Below are 15,645 nucleotides of genomic sequence, written 5' to 3' on the forward strand. Positions count from 1 at the left end.
CCTGGGTCGCCGCACATCGATGTGGCCATCGGCTGTGCACTGTCCGTCACCGGTTCGTCCCCAGTACGGGAACGAACCGGTGACCCCTGCTCGAGTTGGGAGAGGAAACGACGTGAACAGCGTTCGCGAGGGCAGCGGACCCACCGCGGGACCCGCCGCGGGCACGGGCAGTGGACCCACCGCGGGCACCGGCAGTGGGCACGGCGCCCGCACGTGCAGCGGGCACGGCGCCGGTCGCGCCCACGGCAAGGCGATCCTGCTCGGCGAGCACACGGTGGTGCACGGCACGCCGGCCCTCGCGTTTCCCCTGCCGACGCTCGAGGCGCGCGCGGTCGCTCGCCGGGGTGGACCAGAGGTTCCTTCAGGAATCGATTCCCGTGCAGGACAGCAGTTTCGGTTCACCGCTGGCGATGGATCCACCGCGTCGTCCGGTGCGCACGTCGCGGTCGAGGAGGCGTTGCGGCGGTGGGGTTCGGCGGGTGAGGTGGTCGAGGTCGTGCTCGACTGCGAGATCCCGCCCGCGCGTGGCCTGGGGTCCAGCGCCGCGTGCGCGGCGGCCGCGGTGCGGGCGATCGCCGACCTCTACGGCCGGACCGTCGGCTCCGACACGCTCTACGAGTTGGTCCAGTGCGGTGAGCAGTTCGCACACGGCCGAGCCAGCGGCGTGGACGCCAGCGCCGCGGTCGCGGCCGGACCGATCTGGTTCCAGGCCGGGGCGGCGCGCGAGCTGGCCGTCGGCTTGGACGCCGCCCTGGTGATCGCCGACACGGGGACGGCGGGCGCCACGCAGCACGCGGTAGCCGCCGTTCGCCGCAAGCTGGACGCCGACCGGAGAGCGGCCGACCGGCTGCTGGAGCGGGCGGCGAACCTGATCGAGTCGGCGGCGGCGGATCTGGCGGCCGGTCACGCCGAGCCGCTCGGCAAGACACTGCTCGAATTCCAAGGCCTGCTGACCGAACTCGGCGTCAGCACACCCGAGATAGACACCCTCGTCACCGCGGCGTCCGACGCCGGCGCGTACGGCGCGAAACTCACCGGCGGGGGCCTCGGTGGATGCGTCCTGGCCCTCACCGAGACCGGCGACGGCGCCGCGAACGTGCGCGCGGCGCTGCGCCGGGCGGGCGCCGTGCGGACCTGGATCGTTCCGGTCCTAGGCGCACAGCAATGACCGATTCCCGATTCACCTCGATACCGGAGCTCGAGACACGCCAATGACATTCACAGCTGGAGCAGAGCTGGCCGACCCGCTCGCGGATCGACTCGGCGACAACGCGATCGGCGTCGCGGCGGTCGCCGTCGCGCACCCGAACATCGCCTTGGTGAAGTACTGGGGCAAGCGCGACGAGACGTACTTCCTTCCCGTCACGGGAAGCCTCTCGATGACCCTCGACATCTACCCGACCACGACCGCGGTGCGGTTGAGCGCGGAACCGGCCGACACCGTCGTGCTCAACGACCACCCGGCGGTCGGCGACGCGCACGCCAAGGTGGCGCGGTTCCTGGATCTGGTCCGCGCGCGGGCAGGCCGCGACGAATACGCCATGGTCGTCTCCACCAACGCCGGACCGACCGGCGCGGGTCTGGCCTCCTCGGCGAGCGGCTTCGCCGCGCTGGCCGTCGCCGCGGCCGCCGCCTACGGACTCGACGCGGATGCTCGGGCGCTCTCGCGGCTGGCTCGACGTGGCTCCGGATCGGCCTGTCGTTCCATCTTCGGTGGGTTCGCGGTGTGGCACGCCGGGGAGGGCGACGGCGAGGCGGGAGACGCGAGTTCCTACGCGGAACCGATCGACGGCGACGCACTGGATCCGGCGCTGATCGTCGCCGTCGTCGACGACGGGGCCAAGGCGGTGTCGAGCCGGGAGGCGATGCGGCGGACCTGCGACACCTCGCCCTTCTACCAGCCGTGGGCCACCGCCTCGCGGCTCGACCTCGCGGAGATGCGCAAGGCGATCGCGCGCCGCGATCTGCCCGCCGTCGGGGAGATCGCCGAGCGCAACGCCCTGGGCATGCACGCCACCATGCTGCTGGCCAGACCGTCGGTCCGATACCTGTCACCACGCTCGGTCGCGATCCTGGACCGGGTGCTGGCGCTGCGGGCGGACGGCGTCGCCGCGTACGCCACCATGGACGCCGGACCGAACGTCAAGGTGCTGTGCGCCCGCGCCGACGAGCAGCGGGTGACCGCCGCCCTGCGCGACGGCGGCGCCGTCGCCGACATCCAGGTGGCGCATCTGGGCCCCGGTGCGGCACTCGTCCGAGACGACGAGCGATGATCACCTGTCGCGCCCCGGGAAAGCTGTTCATCGCAGGCGAATACGCCGTCGTCGAACCGGGGCGCCACGCCGTTCTCACCGCGGTCGACCGCTATGCCACCGCCACCGTCGGCACGGCCGGTGACGAAGCCACGACACTGCATTCGGAATTGGACGGCGGTGTGACGCTGACCTGCGGGCGCATCGGCGACGGACTGGTTCCCTCCGATGGCGTTGTGCCGCCGAATTTCAGCTACGTCTTCGCGGCGGCCGCGATCATTGATCGGCTGCTCGTCGAGCGCGGTCTCGTGGCGCGCCCCTACCGGCTGAGCATCAGCACCGACCTCGCCGACGAGGACGGGAGAAAGCTCGGACTCGGTTCCAGCGCAGCCGTCACGGTGGCCACCGTCGCGGCACTGGGCCAGTTCTACCGGCTCGGACTGAGCCTGATGGACCGGTACCGGTTGGCGATGCTGGCCACCGTGTCGATCAACCCGCGTGCTTCCGGCGGCGACGTCGCGGCGAGCACCTGGGGCGGCTGGATCGCCTACAGCTCCCCCGACCGTCGGCGCGCGTCCGAGGTGGTGGCCGAGGGCGGAGTCGACGCCGCGCTGCGTGCGCCATGGCCGGGGCTGTCGGTGCGCCCGCTACCCACGCCGACGGAACTCGCCATGCAGGTCGGCTGGACCGAGACGCCCGCGTCGACACCGAAATTGGTCGCCGGGCTCCGCGAGCTCGGCACGCCCGCCGACTTCGTGGTCGAGAGCGACCACTGCGTCCAACGACTCGTCGCCGCGCTGGAAGCCGACGACGCACCAGCGATCCGTACTGAAATCGACTGCGCCCGAGTGCTTCTGGTCGATCTCGATACGAGAGCTCGGTTGGGCATCATGACGCCGTCGCTGCGTGCGCTGTGCGCGGCGGGTGAGGCGGTCGGCGCCGCGGCCAAACCCTCCGGCGCGGGCGGCGGCGACTGCGGCATCGCGCTCGTCGACCGCGTCCGCACCGCGGCGATCACCGAGCTCACCGAACGCTGGGTCAGCGCGGGCATCCGGCCGCTCTCGCTGCGAACACATCCATTCGAAGGGGATCGGCGATGATCGCGAGCCGCAAAGACGACCACGTCCGCCACGCCGTGAGCCAGCAGCGCGACGGCGGCCCCAACGACTTCGACTCGGTCACCTTCATCCACCACGCTCTCGCTGGCATCGACGGCGACGACGTGTCGTTGGCCGTCGATGTCGCCGGGAAGCGCTGGGACACACCTCTTTTCGTCAACGGCATGACCGGAGGCAGTCAGCACACCGGAGAGATCAACCGGCAGTTGGCCATCGCCGCCCGCGAGACCGGGATTCCCATCGCGTCCGGATCGATGAGCGCCTTCTTCCGCGACCCCTCCGTCGCCGACACCTTCCGGGTGCTGCGCGAGGAGAATCCGCACGGCTTCGTCATGGCGAACGTCAACGCCACCGCCACGCTGGACGAGGTGGCGCGAGCGATCGATCTGCTGGAAGCCGACGCGCTGCAGATCCACCTCAACGCCGTCCAGGAGATCGTGATGCCCGAGGGTGACCGGTCTTTCGGTTCCTGGCCCCAGCAGATCGAGCGCATCACCGAGCACACGTCGGTGCCGGTGATCGTCAAAGAGGTCGGATTCGGTCTCAGCAGACCCACCGTCACCTGGCTGCGTGACGCGGGCGTGGCCGTCGCCGATGTCGGCGGTCGCGGCGGCACCAATTTCGCGCGCATCGAAAACGACCGGCGCACCACGGCGGACTTCGCCTTCCTGGCGGACTGGGGCCAGTCAACGCCGAACTGCCTGGTGGATTGCGCGGGTGTCACCGGCATCGACCTCTTCGCCTCCGGCGGCATCCGCTCACCTCTCGACATCGCCCGCGCATTGGCGTTGGGCGCCAACGCGACCGGGGTCGCGGGCCGCTTCCTCGAGACGCTCGTCAGTCACGGCACCGACGCGTTGATCGAGATGATTCGCACCTGGCTCGATCAGCTGCGGCGGATTCTCACCGTGCTCGGCGCACCGACGCCCGCCGACCTGGCCGGTAGCGACCTGCTGATCACCGGCGAGGTGGACACGTTTTGCCGGCTGCGCGGTATCGACGCGGCCTCCTATGCCCACCGGAGCCTCCGGTGGAACGAATCGGAAAGAAGGAGCCACGCGTGAACGACGAGTCTTTTGCGGCGGTGCCGCTGCGGTGGGTCGGGCCGGTGCGCATTACGGGCAACACCGTCGACGACAGTGTGGACGTCCCCCTGGCCACCTACGAATCGCCGTTGTGGCCTTCGGTCGGTCGCGGTGCGCGGATCTCCACGCTGACCGACAAGGGCGTGGTGGCCACTCTCGTCGACGACCGCATGACCCGCTCGATCCTGCTCGAGGCCGACGACGCCTACACCGCGCACACTACCGTCGGACAGCTCCGAGACCGATTTCCCGAACTCCAGCAGGTGGCCGCGGGCAGCAGCCGGTTCGCCCGGCTGATCGACCTGCACCACCAGATCACCGGCAACCTGCTGTTCCTGCGCTTCGAATTCACCACCGGCGACGCCTCCGGTCACAACATGGCCACCCTCGCCTGCGACCACCTGATGAACCACATCCTGGCCACGATGCCCGGCCTGCGGTACGTCTCGATCTCCGGGAACTACTGCACGGACAAGAAGGCGACCGCGGTCAACGGGATCCTCGGCCGCGGCAAGAACGTCGTCACCGAACTGCTCATCCCCCGCGAAGTGGTCGAGAAGCGGCTGCACACCACCGCTCGCCAGGTGGTGGAGCTGAACATCCGCAAGAACCTCATCGGCACCTTGCTGGCCGGTGGAATCCGTTCCGCCAACGCGCATTACGCCAACATGTTGCTCGCGTTCTACCTGGCTACCGGGCAGGACGCCGCGAACATCGTGGAAGGGTCCCAGGGCATCACCCACGCCGAGGACCGCGAGGGCGACCTCTACTTCTCGTGCACGTTGCCCAATCTCATAGTCGGGACGGTGGGCAACGGCAAGGACCTGAGTTTCGTCGACGACAACCTGACCCGCCTGGGTTGCCGCGCGGATCGCGATCCCGGCGACAATGCCCGTCGGCTCGCCGTCATCGCCGCGGCCACCGTGCTGTGCGGCGAACTGTCGCTGATGGCGGCGCAGACCAACAGCGGCGAATTGATGCGCGCCCATACCCAATTCGAACGGCCCACCGCAAGCGTCCCCACCGCCAGTATCGGAGCACAGCCATGACCATCACCCCGGTAGGAATTCACGACCTTTCCTTCGCCACCACCCACTACGCGCTCGACCACGCGGTGCTCGCCGAGCGCCTCGGCGTCGATCCCGACAAGTTCTACCTCGGCATCGGCCAGGAGAACATGAGCGTCGCCGCCGCCGACGAGGACATCGTCACCATCGCCGCGGCCGCCGCCAAGCCCATCCTGGACCGCCACGGCGTCGACAACATCCGCACCGTGCTGCTGGCCACCGAAAGCGGTGTCGACCAGTCCAAAGCGGCTGGGCTCTATCTGCATCCGCTGATCGGCCTGCCGAACACCGCCCGCGTCGTCGAGCTCAAGCAGGCCTGCTACGGCGGCACGGCCGGATTGCAATTCGCCGCCGGGCTCATCGCCCGCGACCCGTCGCAGCGCGTGCTGGTCATCGCCACCGACATCGCCAAGTACGAGCTCGACACCCCCGGCGAACCGACCCAGGGCGCCGCCGCGGTCGCGATGCTCGTGAGCGCGAATCCGGCCATCCTGCAGCTGGATCCGCAGTCCGGTATCTACAGCGCCGACATCATGGACTTCTGGCGTCCGAATTATCGCACCGCCGCCATGGTCGACGGCAAGACCTCCGTCAACGCCTACCAGAAGGCCACCCAGGAAGCCTGGACCGACTACCGCCGCAACGGTGGGCGCGAGCTCACCGAGTTCGCCGCGTTCTGCTACCACCAGCCGTTCACCAAGATGGCCTTCAAGGCACACCGCCACCTCCTGGAGAGCCAGGGGCACACCGCCGACGCGGCGGAGATCGACGCCGCGATCCACAGCACGACCATCTACAACCGCACGGTCGGCAACAGCTACACCGCCTCGCTCTACCTCGGTCTGGCGTCGCTGCTCGACCACACCGACGACCTGACCGGCAAGCCGCTCGCCTTCATCAGCTACGGATCGGGCAGCGTAGCCGAATTCTTCAGCGGCACAGTGCAACCTGGCTATCGCGAGCACCTGCGCACCGACGCCAACCGGGACGCCATCGCGACCCGCGTCGGGCTCGACTACGACCGTTACCGCGTCCTGCACGAAACCGAATCGCCGTCGGACGGGATGTATCACGCCATCCCCGAAGAGACCGGCCGCCCGTTCCGGCTGGCCGCGATCTCCGGCCACAAGCGCATCTACGAAGCTCGTTGAGGAGCGGTATGAGTGAAAGCAACACCAACGATCCGGCACCGCGGCACACACGTGTCCTCATCATCGGTAGCGGGCTTTCCGGAGTCGGTACGGCCGTTCGGTTGACCCAGGAGGGGCACACCGATTTCCTGGTCGTCGAGCGTGGTGACGATGTGGGCGGCACTTGGCGGGTCAACACGTATCCCGGTGCGGGGTGCGATGTTCCGTCGCAGCTGTACTCGTACTCGTTTGCGCTGAATCCGGAGTGGTCGCGGTCGTTCTCGCGGCAGCCGGAGATCCACCGGTACATCCAGGGCATCGCCGACCGGTACGGGCTGCGCGACAAGCACATCTTCGACTGCGCGATGACGGGCGCCCGGTGGAACGACGCGGACGCCCGGTGGGAGGTCGAGACCACGCGCGGGAAGTTCACGTCCGACATCGTCGTCTCCGCGGCCGGGGTGCTCGCCGAGCCGAATCTCCCCGATATCAAGGGAATTCACTCCTTCGAGGGTGAGATCTTCCATTCGGCGCAGTGGGATCACGACGCCGATCTGGCGGGTAAGCGGGTCGCGGTCATCGGCACGGGCGCTTCGGCGGTGCAGATCGTGCCGTCCATCGCGCCGCAGGTCGCGCAGCTCGACGTCTATCAGCGCACCGCGGGATGGGTGTTCCCGCATCTCACCCGCAGGTACCTGGCGCCGGAGCGGTTCGCCTTCAAACATGTTCCGGGGCTTCAGCGTTTGATCCGCGGTCTGATCTACGCCAACCGCGAGCTGTTCGTGATCAGCCAGGCCAAGTACCCGGCCACGGCCGTGTACCTCGAGCTGATCGCGCGCGTGAAGCTGTGGTTGGAGGTGCGCGATCCGGCGTTGCGCAAGCGGCTCACCCCGAACTTCCGGGCGGGCTGCAAGCGCCTGCTCGTCTCGAACCGGTTCTACCCGGCGCTCACTCGGGACAATGTCGAGCTCGTCACCGACGGCATCGAGGAGATTCGCGGACGTTCGATCGTCTCGGAGGACGGCACCGAACGCGAGGTCGACGCCATCGTGCTGTGCACCGGCTTCCACGTCGCCGATTCGCCGACCTACAGCATGTTCACCGGCCGAAACGGACTCACCCTGTCCGAGGAATTCGACACCCACGGGCTACAGGCCTACAAAGGCACGACCGTCGCGGGCTTCCCGAACCTCTTCACCATGCTCGGCGCCAACTCCGGCCTGAACTACACCTCGCTGATCTACATCATCGAATCCCAAATCGCCTATGTCCTCGACGCTCTCGCGACGATGGACAAGCAGGGTCTGCGGACGTTCGAGGTCCGCAAGGACGTGCAGGACGAGTACAACCGCGGCGTGCAGCAGAAGATGGCGCGCAGTGTGTGGTTGACCGGCGGGTGCACCAGCTGGTTCCTGGACCGGCACGGGAACAATCCGACGCTGTGGCCCGACTTCAGCTTCCGGTTCCGCGGGCAGTTGCGCAGGTTCGATGTGACGAACTACGCGACGACTCCTGTTGCGGCACAGGGCAATCCGACTACGTCGGTAGCGTGAAGATCGGACTGTTCCAACTGTAGCCACCGGGCAGGCCATCGCGCGTCGACGGCCTGCCCGGACCTCGACGATTCTCCCCTTCCCCTTCTCAAGATATAGCGCACCGGGGGGCTTGCGGCAAGACCCGGGTCATGGCCCATCATTATCGGCCGGAAGCCATGACCTGCGGAAATGGGGAGATCTAAAGTGCGTGTGTTGTTGACGACGGTGGGATCGCGCGGAGATGTCGAACCCGTGGTCGGGCTCGCGGTGGCGTTGCGGGAGTTCGGCGCGGAGGCGCGGGTGTGCGCGCCGCCGGACGAGGAGTTCGCGGCACTGCTGGCGCGTGTCGACGTGCCGCTGGTGCCGCTCGGCCCGCCCGTGCGCTCGGTGGTCGCCGGTGCGAAGCCGCCGACGGCGGACGACGCGTTCCGGTTCGCTCGCGAGTTGGTCGCGGCGCGGTTCGCCACGCTGACCGAGGCGGCCGAGGGATGTGACGCGCTGCTGGCGACCGGCCTGATGCCCGCCGGTGCGCGAGACGTGGCCGAGAGGCTGGGTATCGGCTACGTCTTCGCGTGCTTCCAGCTCTACGGACTGCCGTCGCGGCACTTCCCTCCCGGCGCGCGGCCGGGCAAACAGTCCCCGCAGAGCGAGACGGACAACCGGGTGCTGTGGGAGCAGGACGCCCAGCGGGTGAACGCGCTGTACCGCGAGGCGCTCAACACCCACCGGGCGGAGATCGGCCTGCCGCCGGTGGTCAACGTCCGCGACTACGTCTTCACCGACCAGCCGTGGCTTGCGGCGGACCCGACGCTGTGTCCGTCGAAGGGCATGACGGACCTCGACCTCGTGCAGACCGGGCCGTGGATTCTGCCCGACCATCGCCCGCTTCCGGAAAGACTGGAAGCGTTCCTGGACGCCGGGGAGCCGCCGGTGTACGTGGGCTTCGGCAGCATCGCCTCGTATGTCCCGAAGGACATCGCCCAGGTGGCCATCGAGGCGGTCCGCGCGCAGGGCCGCCGCGTCGTCCTCGCGCGCGGCTGGGCCGAGCTGGCTCTGATCGACGACGCCGAGGACTGTTTCGCCGTCGGGGAGGTCAATCAGCAGGCGCTGTTCGGCCGCGTGGCCGCGGTCGTGCACCACGGCGGCGCGGGCACCACGACGACGGCCGCCCGGGCGGGCGTGCCCCAGGTGGTGGTGCCCCAGATCGCGGACCAGCCGTACTGGGCCGACCGGGTGGCCGGGCTCGGCGTCGGCGCGGCACACGACGGCCCCGTACCGACCGTCGAATCCCTGTCGGCCGCACTCGAAGTCGCCTTGACCCCCGAAACGCGCACGCGAGCAGGGGCCATCGCGGACACGATCCGCACCGACGGGGCGACGGTCGCCGCGAAGATGCTCCTCAACTCCACAGTGTCACATGCACTTTCGGCCGGAACCGCGTGACGCCCACGCCGGAGCCGCGGATCATCGCCTGGATGCAGCGCGGGGTGGTGATGAACCGGAGTAGTTCCGACACCGCGGGCTGGCGAGCGTCGGGGGGCAGGGTGGTCGCGCACCACTCGTCGGATATCTGCAGGCCGGGGCCGTTGATGTGGGTCAAGCGACCGGCGGCGAGGTCGGAGGAGACGGCGAAGCCGATTGTCAGGGTGATGCCTCCGACGCGGCGGACCTCTTCGAGAGCGGCGGCGTCGCTCTGGAAGATCCGCTGCTGTGCTTCGGGAATCGCCAACTCGCGCAACATCGTCGCGATATGCCCGTCGACACTGCCCGCGCTCGGACCGAGCATCCACTGCTGCTCACGCAGCAGCGCCGGATGCGGTGTGGCGCCCGCCAGCGGGCTGTCGGGGCGCGCGACGGAGATGATCCGATACTTCAGGAACGGCCGGGCGGTGACGGTCGTGTCGGGGCCCTCCGGCGCGGGCCCGAGCGCGATGTCCACCGCGCGGGTCTCGATCAGCCTGCGGAACTGGCTGGTGGGATGCACGCTCAGCTCGACCGACAGATCCTTCGCCCGCGCCGCGAACAGATCGATGAGGCCGGGTGCGGCATGTTCGGCGAACGCGCTCGACGCCGCGATGTGGAGCAGCCGTCGGCCGTGCGCCGCCTCGCTCACCTCGATGGCGGTCTGGCGCTGCAGTCCGAGGATCTCGATCGCCCGGCTGGCCAGCCGCAGACCGCCAGGTGTGAAGATCAGCCCCGCCGCCGCGCGGGTGAACAGCGGATCGTCGAGCTCCTTGCGCAGCTGGGCGATGTGCATCGAGACACCGGCGTCGGACATCCCCAGCTCTCTGGCCGCCGCGTGGACGGAGCCGAGCCGCACCACGGTCGAATAGGCCCTGAGCTGGGCGGGCGTCACGATCCGAGTCTAGTTTGGAGATGGACGCGGTGCCTACCGCCGCATTGTGCCCGGAGGACACATCATGCAGGACGTGCTCACGGATCTGATGACAACCTGGAACGCCGGGGGCACGGCCGGGGTCGCGACGGTCGTGCGGACCTTCCGTTCGGCGCCGCGACCGCCGGGTGCGGCCATGGTCGTCGCCTCGGACGGGACGGTCGGCGGTTCGGTCTCCGGTGGTTGCGTCGAAGGCGCGGTCTACGAACTCGCCACCGAGGTCGTCCGGACCGGTCGCCCGGTGCTGCAGCAATACGGCTTCTCCGACGACGACGCGTTCGCCGTCGGTCTCACCTGCGGCGGCATCATCGATATCTTCGTCGAGTCGATCTCGCGGGAGACGTTTCCGGAACTCGGCGAGGTCGCCGCGGACATCGCCGCCGACCGGCCGGTCGCGATCGCGACTGTCATCGAGCACTCCGACGCCGCCTGGGTGGGGCGACGGCTGGTGATCCGGCCGGACAGCGCACACGGCACGCTGGGTTCGGCGCGCGCCGACGACGCGGTGACCGATGACGCCCGCGGGCTGCTCGCGGCGGGCCGCAACAAGGTGCTGACCTACGGTCCGGACGGGCAGCGCCGCGGCGAGGGCATGGCGGTTTTCGTCGCGAGTTACGCGCCACAACCGCGGATGCTGGTGTTCGGCGCGATCGATTTCGCCGCCGCGGTCGCCAAGCAGGGATCGTTCCTCGGTTACCGGGTGACGGTGTGCGACGCGCGACCGATCTTCGCCACCTCTGCCCGCTTCCCGACCGCCGACGAGGTCGTCGTCGACTGGCCACACCGTTATCTGGCCGCGCAGATCGAGGCGGGCGCGATCGATTCACGGACCGTCGTCTGCGTGCTGACTCACGATCCCAAGTTCGACGTTCCGCTGCTCGAGGTGGCGCTGCGCCAGCAGGAGATCGGCTATGTCGGTGCCATGGGGTCGCGCCGTACGCACGACGAGCGGATGGCCCGGCTGCGCGCGGCCGGTCTCACCGACGAGCAACTCGCCCGGCTCGCCAGCCCGATCGGACTCGATCTGGGCGGCCGGACGCCCGAAGAGACGGCGGTCTCGATCGCGGCCGAGATCATCGCACGACGCTGGGGCGGACATGGCCGCTCGCTGACGGAAACCGGCGGCCGGATTCACCACACACCCGGCGCGAACAGCGAATTAAGTGATTCCTTAAATCGGTCTTGACGGCGGCATCAGCGGGGCAGAGGCTGAGCTTCCCCCATCGATGTGAGGTCGATCACATGCAAGTTCCTGGGCCATTCGAATACGAGCGCGCGACGGGCGTGGATCACGCCATCGGACTACTGGACCGGCTGGGGGAAGAGGCGCGCATCATCGCGGGCGGGCACAGCCTGCTGCCGATGATGAAGCTGCGCTTGGCCAATCCGGAATATCTGGTCGACATCAACGACCTGGCCGCCGAGCTGGGGTACATCGTCACCGATCCGACCCTGGTGCGCATCGGTGCGATGGTCCGGCATCGGAATCTGCTCGAATCGGACCGCCTCGCCGCGGTGTGCCCGATCTTCCGCGACGCCGAGCGTGTGATCGCCGATCCGGTCGTGCGCAACCGCGGCACGATCGGCGGCTCGCTGTGCCAGGCCGATCCCGCCGAAGATCTCACCACGGTCTGCACGGTCCTCGGTGCGACCTGTCTGGTGCGCGGACCGTCCGGCGAACGGGAGATCGCGATGGACGACTTCTTGACCGGTCCGTACGAAACCGCCATGTCGCACAACGAACTTCTGATCGAGATCCGGATTCCCGTGCGGCACCGGACATCCAGCGCCTACATGAAGGTGGAGCGCCGGGTCGGCGACTGGGCGATCGCGGCGGCCGGCGCGACGGTGACCTTGAACGGCGACGCGATAGCGGCCGCGCGGATCGGTCTGACGGCGGTCGATCCCGATCCGGCGGCGCTGACCGCCGCGGCGGACGCGCTCATCGGCGAGCCGCCCACCGAAGAAGTCTTCGCGGCGGCGGGCCGCCGGGCGAGCGCGGCGTGCTCGCCTGTCTCCGATTCGCGCGGCAGCGCGGACTACAAGCGCCACCTCGCGTCCGAACTGACGATCCGCGCGCTGCGCACGTCGGTCGAGCGCGTAATGAACCATCCTGCGCTGAAAGGGAATTAGCCATGCAGGTAACCATGACCGTCAACGGCGAGCCGGTCACCGCGGAGGTCGAGCCGCGCACCCTGCTCGTGCATTTCCTGCGAGATCAATTGCGGCTCACCGGCACCCACTGGGGCTGCGACACCAGCAACTGCGGCGCCTGTGTGGTGGAGGTCGACGGCGAACCGGTGAAGTCGTGCACGATGCTGGCCGTCATGGCGGGCGGTCATGCGGTGCGCACCGTCGAGGGACTCGAAGTGGACGGCCAGCTCGATCCCGTGCAAGAGGGCTTCATGCAGTGCCACGGGCTACAGTGCGGATTCTGCACGCCGGGAATGATGATCACCGCCCGCGCACTGCTCGACCGCAACCAGAATCCCGACGAGCAGACCATCCGGGAGGCTATCTCGGGCCAGATCTGCCGCTGCACCGGGTACACCACCATCGTGCGGTCGATCCAGTGGGCCGCGTCGAAGCAACGAGGCGAAGCCGCGGAACCCGAACCCGCTTCCACGGCAGCGCCGGCGGGGAGCGCGTCATGACCGCCGTCGAGCCCCGCCCCGAAGACCGCGTCGACAACGACCGCAAGCCGTGCGGTCACGGCAGGATGCTCCGCAAGGAGGACCCGCGGTTCATTCGCGGACGTGGCAATTTCGTCGACGACGTGGCGCTGCCCGGCATGCTGCATTTGGCGATCCTGCGGTCCCCGTTCGCGCACGCGAAGATCGTCAGCGTCGATGTCTCAGCGGCACAGGCACACCCGAAGGTCAAGGCGGTCGTCACGGGCGCGGATCTCGCGGCCAAGGGCCTGGCCTGGATGCCGACACTGTCCAACGACGTGCAGGCGGTGCTGGCGACGGACAAGGTGCGGTTCCAGGGTCAGGAGGTGGCCTTCGTCGTCGCCGAGGATCGCTACTCCGCGCGCGACGCGTTGGAGCTGATCAATGTCGAGTACGAGATGCTCGAGCCGGTGATCGACGTCCGGAGGGCGCTGGCGCCCGAGACGCCGGTGATCCGCACCGATCTCGAGGGCAAGCGGGACAACCACTGCTTCGACTGGGAGACCGGTGACGCCGCCGCGACCGAGGCGGTGTTCGCGCGCGCAGATGTCGTGGTGAAGCAGGAGATCGTTTATCCGCGGGTGCATCCCGCGCCGATGGAGACCTGCGGCGCCGTCGCGGATCTCGATCCCGTGACGGGAAAGCTCACGCTGTGGTCGACGAGTCAGGCGCCGCATGCCCACCGCACGCTCTACGCGTTGGTGGCCGGACTGCCCGAGCACAAGATCCGGGTGATCGCACCCGATATCGGCGGCGGGTTCGGCAACAAGGTGCCCATCTACCCGGGATACGTCTGCGCCATCGTCGGATCGCTGCTGCTGGGCAAACCGGTGAAGTGGATGGAGGACCGCAGCGAGAATCTGGTCAGTACCGGGTTCGCCCGCGACTACATCATGGTCGGCGAGATCGCCGCCGACACCGACGGCAAGATTCTCGCCATCCGGTCGACCGTGCTCGCCGATCACGGCGCCTTCAACGGCACGGCCGCGCCGTTGAAGTATCCGGCGGGCTTCTTCGGCGTCTTCACCGGTAGCTACGACATCGAGGCCGCGTACTGCAAGATGACCGCGGTCTACACCAACAAGGCCCCGGGTGGCGTCGCCTACGCGTGCTCGTTCCGGATCACCGAGGCCGTCTACTTCGTCGAGCGGTTGGTCGATTGCCTCGCCCAGGAACTGAAAATGGATCCGGCCGAACTACGGTTGCGGAATCTGCTTCGCCCCGAACAGTTCCCGTACACCAGCAAGACCGGCTGGGTCTACGACTCCGGCGACTACGAGAAGACCATGCGCCTCGCGATGGACATGATCGGCTACGACGCGTTGCGAGAAGAGCAGCGGGAGCGACGCGCACGCGGCGAGCTGATGGGCATCGGAATGTCGTTCTTCACTGAGGCCGTCGGCGCGGGTCCGCGCAAGGATATGGACATCCTCGGGCTCGGGATGGCCGACGGGTGCGAGCTGCGCGTCCATCCGACCGGCAAAGCCGTTGTGCGCCTGTCGGTTCAGACCCAGGGGCAGGGACACGAGACGACGTTCGCCCAGATCGTCGCCGAGGAACTCGGCATCCCGCCGGACGACATCGATGTGGTGCACGGCGACACCGATCAGACGCCGTTCGGCCTCGGCACCTACGGCAGCCGGTCGACACCGGTCTCGGGCGCGGCAGCCGCGCTGGTGGCGCGCAAGGTGCGCGACAAGGCGCGGATCATCGCCTCCGGCATGCTCGAGGTCTCCATCGCCGACCTCGAATGGGAGAAAGGCTCGTTCCACGTCAAAGGCGATCCGTCCGCGGCGGTCACGATTCAGCAGATCGCGATGCGCGCGCACGGCGCCGGTGATCTCCCCGAGGGGATCGAGGGCGGACTCGACGCGCAGATCTGCTACAACCCGGAGAATCTCACCTACCCCTATGGTGCGTACTTCTGCGTCGTCGACGTCGACCCGGGCACGGCTGTGGTGAAGGTTCGGCGCTTCCTCGCCGTCGACGACTGCGGAACCCGGATCAATCCGATGATCATCGAGGGCCAGATCCACGGCGGTGTCGTCGACGGCATCGGCATGGCGCTGATGGAGATCATCGCCTTCGACGAGGACGGCAACTGCCTCGGCGGGTCCCTGATGGACTACCTCATCCCGACGGCGCTCGAGGTTCCGCATCTGGAGACCGGGTTCACGGTCACCCCGTCCCCGGTGCATCCGATCGGTGCGAAGGGCATCGGCGAATCGGCCACGGTCGGATCGCCCGCGGCGGTGGTCAACGCGGTGGTGGACGCGTTGGCGCCGTTCGGAGTTCGGCACGCCGACATGCCGCTGACGCCGTCGCGGGTGTGGGAGGCGATGCAGGGCAGGCCGAGACCGCCCATCTGAGTGGATGCGAGCGATGAGATCA

At 68.5% G+C, this 15,645-nt stretch carries 13 protein-coding genes; 12 read left to right on the plus strand and 1 reads right to left on the minus strand.

From position 1 onward, the window contains the following. The first annotated feature begins 112 nt into the window (after positions 1 to 112). The 8 genes from mvk to ABZV58_RS18910 all read left to right on the plus strand — a co-directional run bounded on the left by mvk (position 113) and on the right by ABZV58_RS18910 (position 9,630). Complete coding sequence (gene mvk, locus ABZV58_RS18875) at positions 113 to 1,168, plus strand: mevalonate kinase (protein ID WP_355001420.1); 1,056 nt, start codon at positions 113 to 115, stop codon at positions 1,166 to 1,168. A 43-nt stretch (positions 1,169 to 1,211) separates the two neighbouring features. Beyond that, a complete protein-coding gene (gene mvaD, locus ABZV58_RS18880) occupies positions 1,212 to 2,273 on the plus strand; it encodes a diphosphomevalonate decarboxylase (RefSeq protein WP_355001421.1) in 1,062 nt (353 codons plus the stop codon). Beyond that, positions 2,270 to 3,352, plus strand: a complete 1,083-nt coding sequence (locus ABZV58_RS18885; protein ID WP_355001422.1) for a phosphomevalonate kinase — start codon at positions 2,270 to 2,272, stop codon at positions 3,350 to 3,352. The genes mvaD and ABZV58_RS18885 overlap by 4 nt, the downstream gene beginning before the upstream one ends. Beyond that, positions 3,349 to 4,434: a type 2 isopentenyl-diphosphate Delta-isomerase gene (fni, locus tag ABZV58_RS18890; RefSeq protein ID WP_355001423.1), complete on the plus strand. Its 1,086-nt coding sequence runs from the start codon at positions 3,349 to 3,351 to the stop codon at positions 4,432 to 4,434. Before ABZV58_RS18885 ends, fni begins: the two co-directional genes overlap by 4 nt. Beyond that, a complete protein-coding gene (locus ABZV58_RS18895) occupies positions 4,431 to 5,504 on the plus strand; it encodes a hydroxymethylglutaryl-CoA reductase (protein ID WP_355001424.1) in 1,074 nt (357 codons plus the stop codon). The genes fni and ABZV58_RS18895 overlap by 4 nt, the downstream gene beginning before the upstream one ends. Further along, positions 5,501 to 6,673 (plus strand): hydroxymethylglutaryl-CoA synthase, encoded by a 1,173-nt coding sequence (locus ABZV58_RS18900; protein WP_355001425.1) that lies wholly within the window; start codon positions 5,501 to 5,503, stop codon positions 6,671 to 6,673. Before ABZV58_RS18895 ends, ABZV58_RS18900 begins: the two co-directional genes overlap by 4 nt. An 8-nt stretch (positions 6,674 to 6,681) precedes the next feature. Then, positions 6,682 to 8,205: an NAD(P)/FAD-dependent oxidoreductase gene (locus tag ABZV58_RS18905; protein WP_355001426.1), complete on the plus strand. Its 1,524-nt coding sequence runs from the start codon at positions 6,682 to 6,684 to the stop codon at positions 8,203 to 8,205. A gap of 186 nt (positions 8,206 to 8,391) precedes the next feature. Beyond that, the gene (locus tag ABZV58_RS18910; RefSeq protein ID WP_355001427.1) at positions 8,392 to 9,630 is read left to right on the plus strand and encodes a glycosyltransferase; all 1,239 of its coding nucleotides are present in this window, start codon (positions 8,392 to 8,394) and stop codon (positions 9,628 to 9,630) included. On the opposite strand, the gene ABZV58_RS18915 is transcribed toward ABZV58_RS18910, so the two are convergent. Beyond that, positions 9,587 to 10,543: a LysR family transcriptional regulator gene (locus ABZV58_RS18915; protein WP_355001428.1), complete on the minus strand. Its 957-nt coding sequence runs from the start codon at positions 10,541 to 10,543 to the stop codon at positions 9,587 to 9,589. The genes ABZV58_RS18910 and ABZV58_RS18915 overlap by 44 nt on opposite strands. Positions 10,544 to 10,607: 64 nt before the next feature. Here ABZV58_RS18915 and ABZV58_RS18920 point away from each other — a divergent pair, with 64 nt between their 5' ends. The 4 genes from ABZV58_RS18920 to ABZV58_RS18935 are packed head-to-tail and all read left to right on the plus strand — an operon-like array spanning position 10,608 to position 15,623. Beyond that, positions 10,608 to 11,768 carry an XdhC/CoxI family protein gene (locus ABZV58_RS18920; RefSeq protein ID WP_355001429.1) on the plus strand — a complete coding sequence of 387 codons (1,161 nt, stop codon included), beginning with the start codon at positions 10,608 to 10,610 and terminating at the stop codon, positions 11,766 to 11,768. Positions 11,769 to 11,824: 56 nt separating this feature from the next. After that, complete coding sequence (locus ABZV58_RS18925; protein ID WP_355001430.1) at positions 11,825 to 12,715, plus strand: xanthine dehydrogenase family protein subunit M; 891 nt, start codon at positions 11,825 to 11,827, stop codon at positions 12,713 to 12,715. Positions 12,716 to 12,717: 2 nt separating this feature from the next. Further along, the gene (locus tag ABZV58_RS18930; RefSeq protein ID WP_355001431.1) at positions 12,718 to 13,236 is read left to right on the plus strand and encodes a (2Fe-2S)-binding protein; all 519 of its coding nucleotides are present in this window, start codon (positions 12,718 to 12,720) and stop codon (positions 13,234 to 13,236) included. Then, positions 13,233 to 15,623, plus strand: coding sequence for an aerobic carbon-monoxide dehydrogenase large subunit (locus ABZV58_RS18935; RefSeq protein WP_355001432.1), 2,391 nt, complete (start codon positions 13,233 to 13,235; stop codon positions 15,621 to 15,623). The genes ABZV58_RS18930 and ABZV58_RS18935 overlap by 4 nt, the downstream gene beginning before the upstream one ends. Positions 15,624 to 15,645 lie beyond the last annotated feature (22 nt).

Origin of the sequence: Nocardia sp. NPDC004654, from assembly GCF_040609595.1 — a bacterium.
Taxonomy (GTDB): Bacteria; Actinomycetota; Actinomycetes; order Mycobacteriales; family Mycobacteriaceae; genus Nocardia.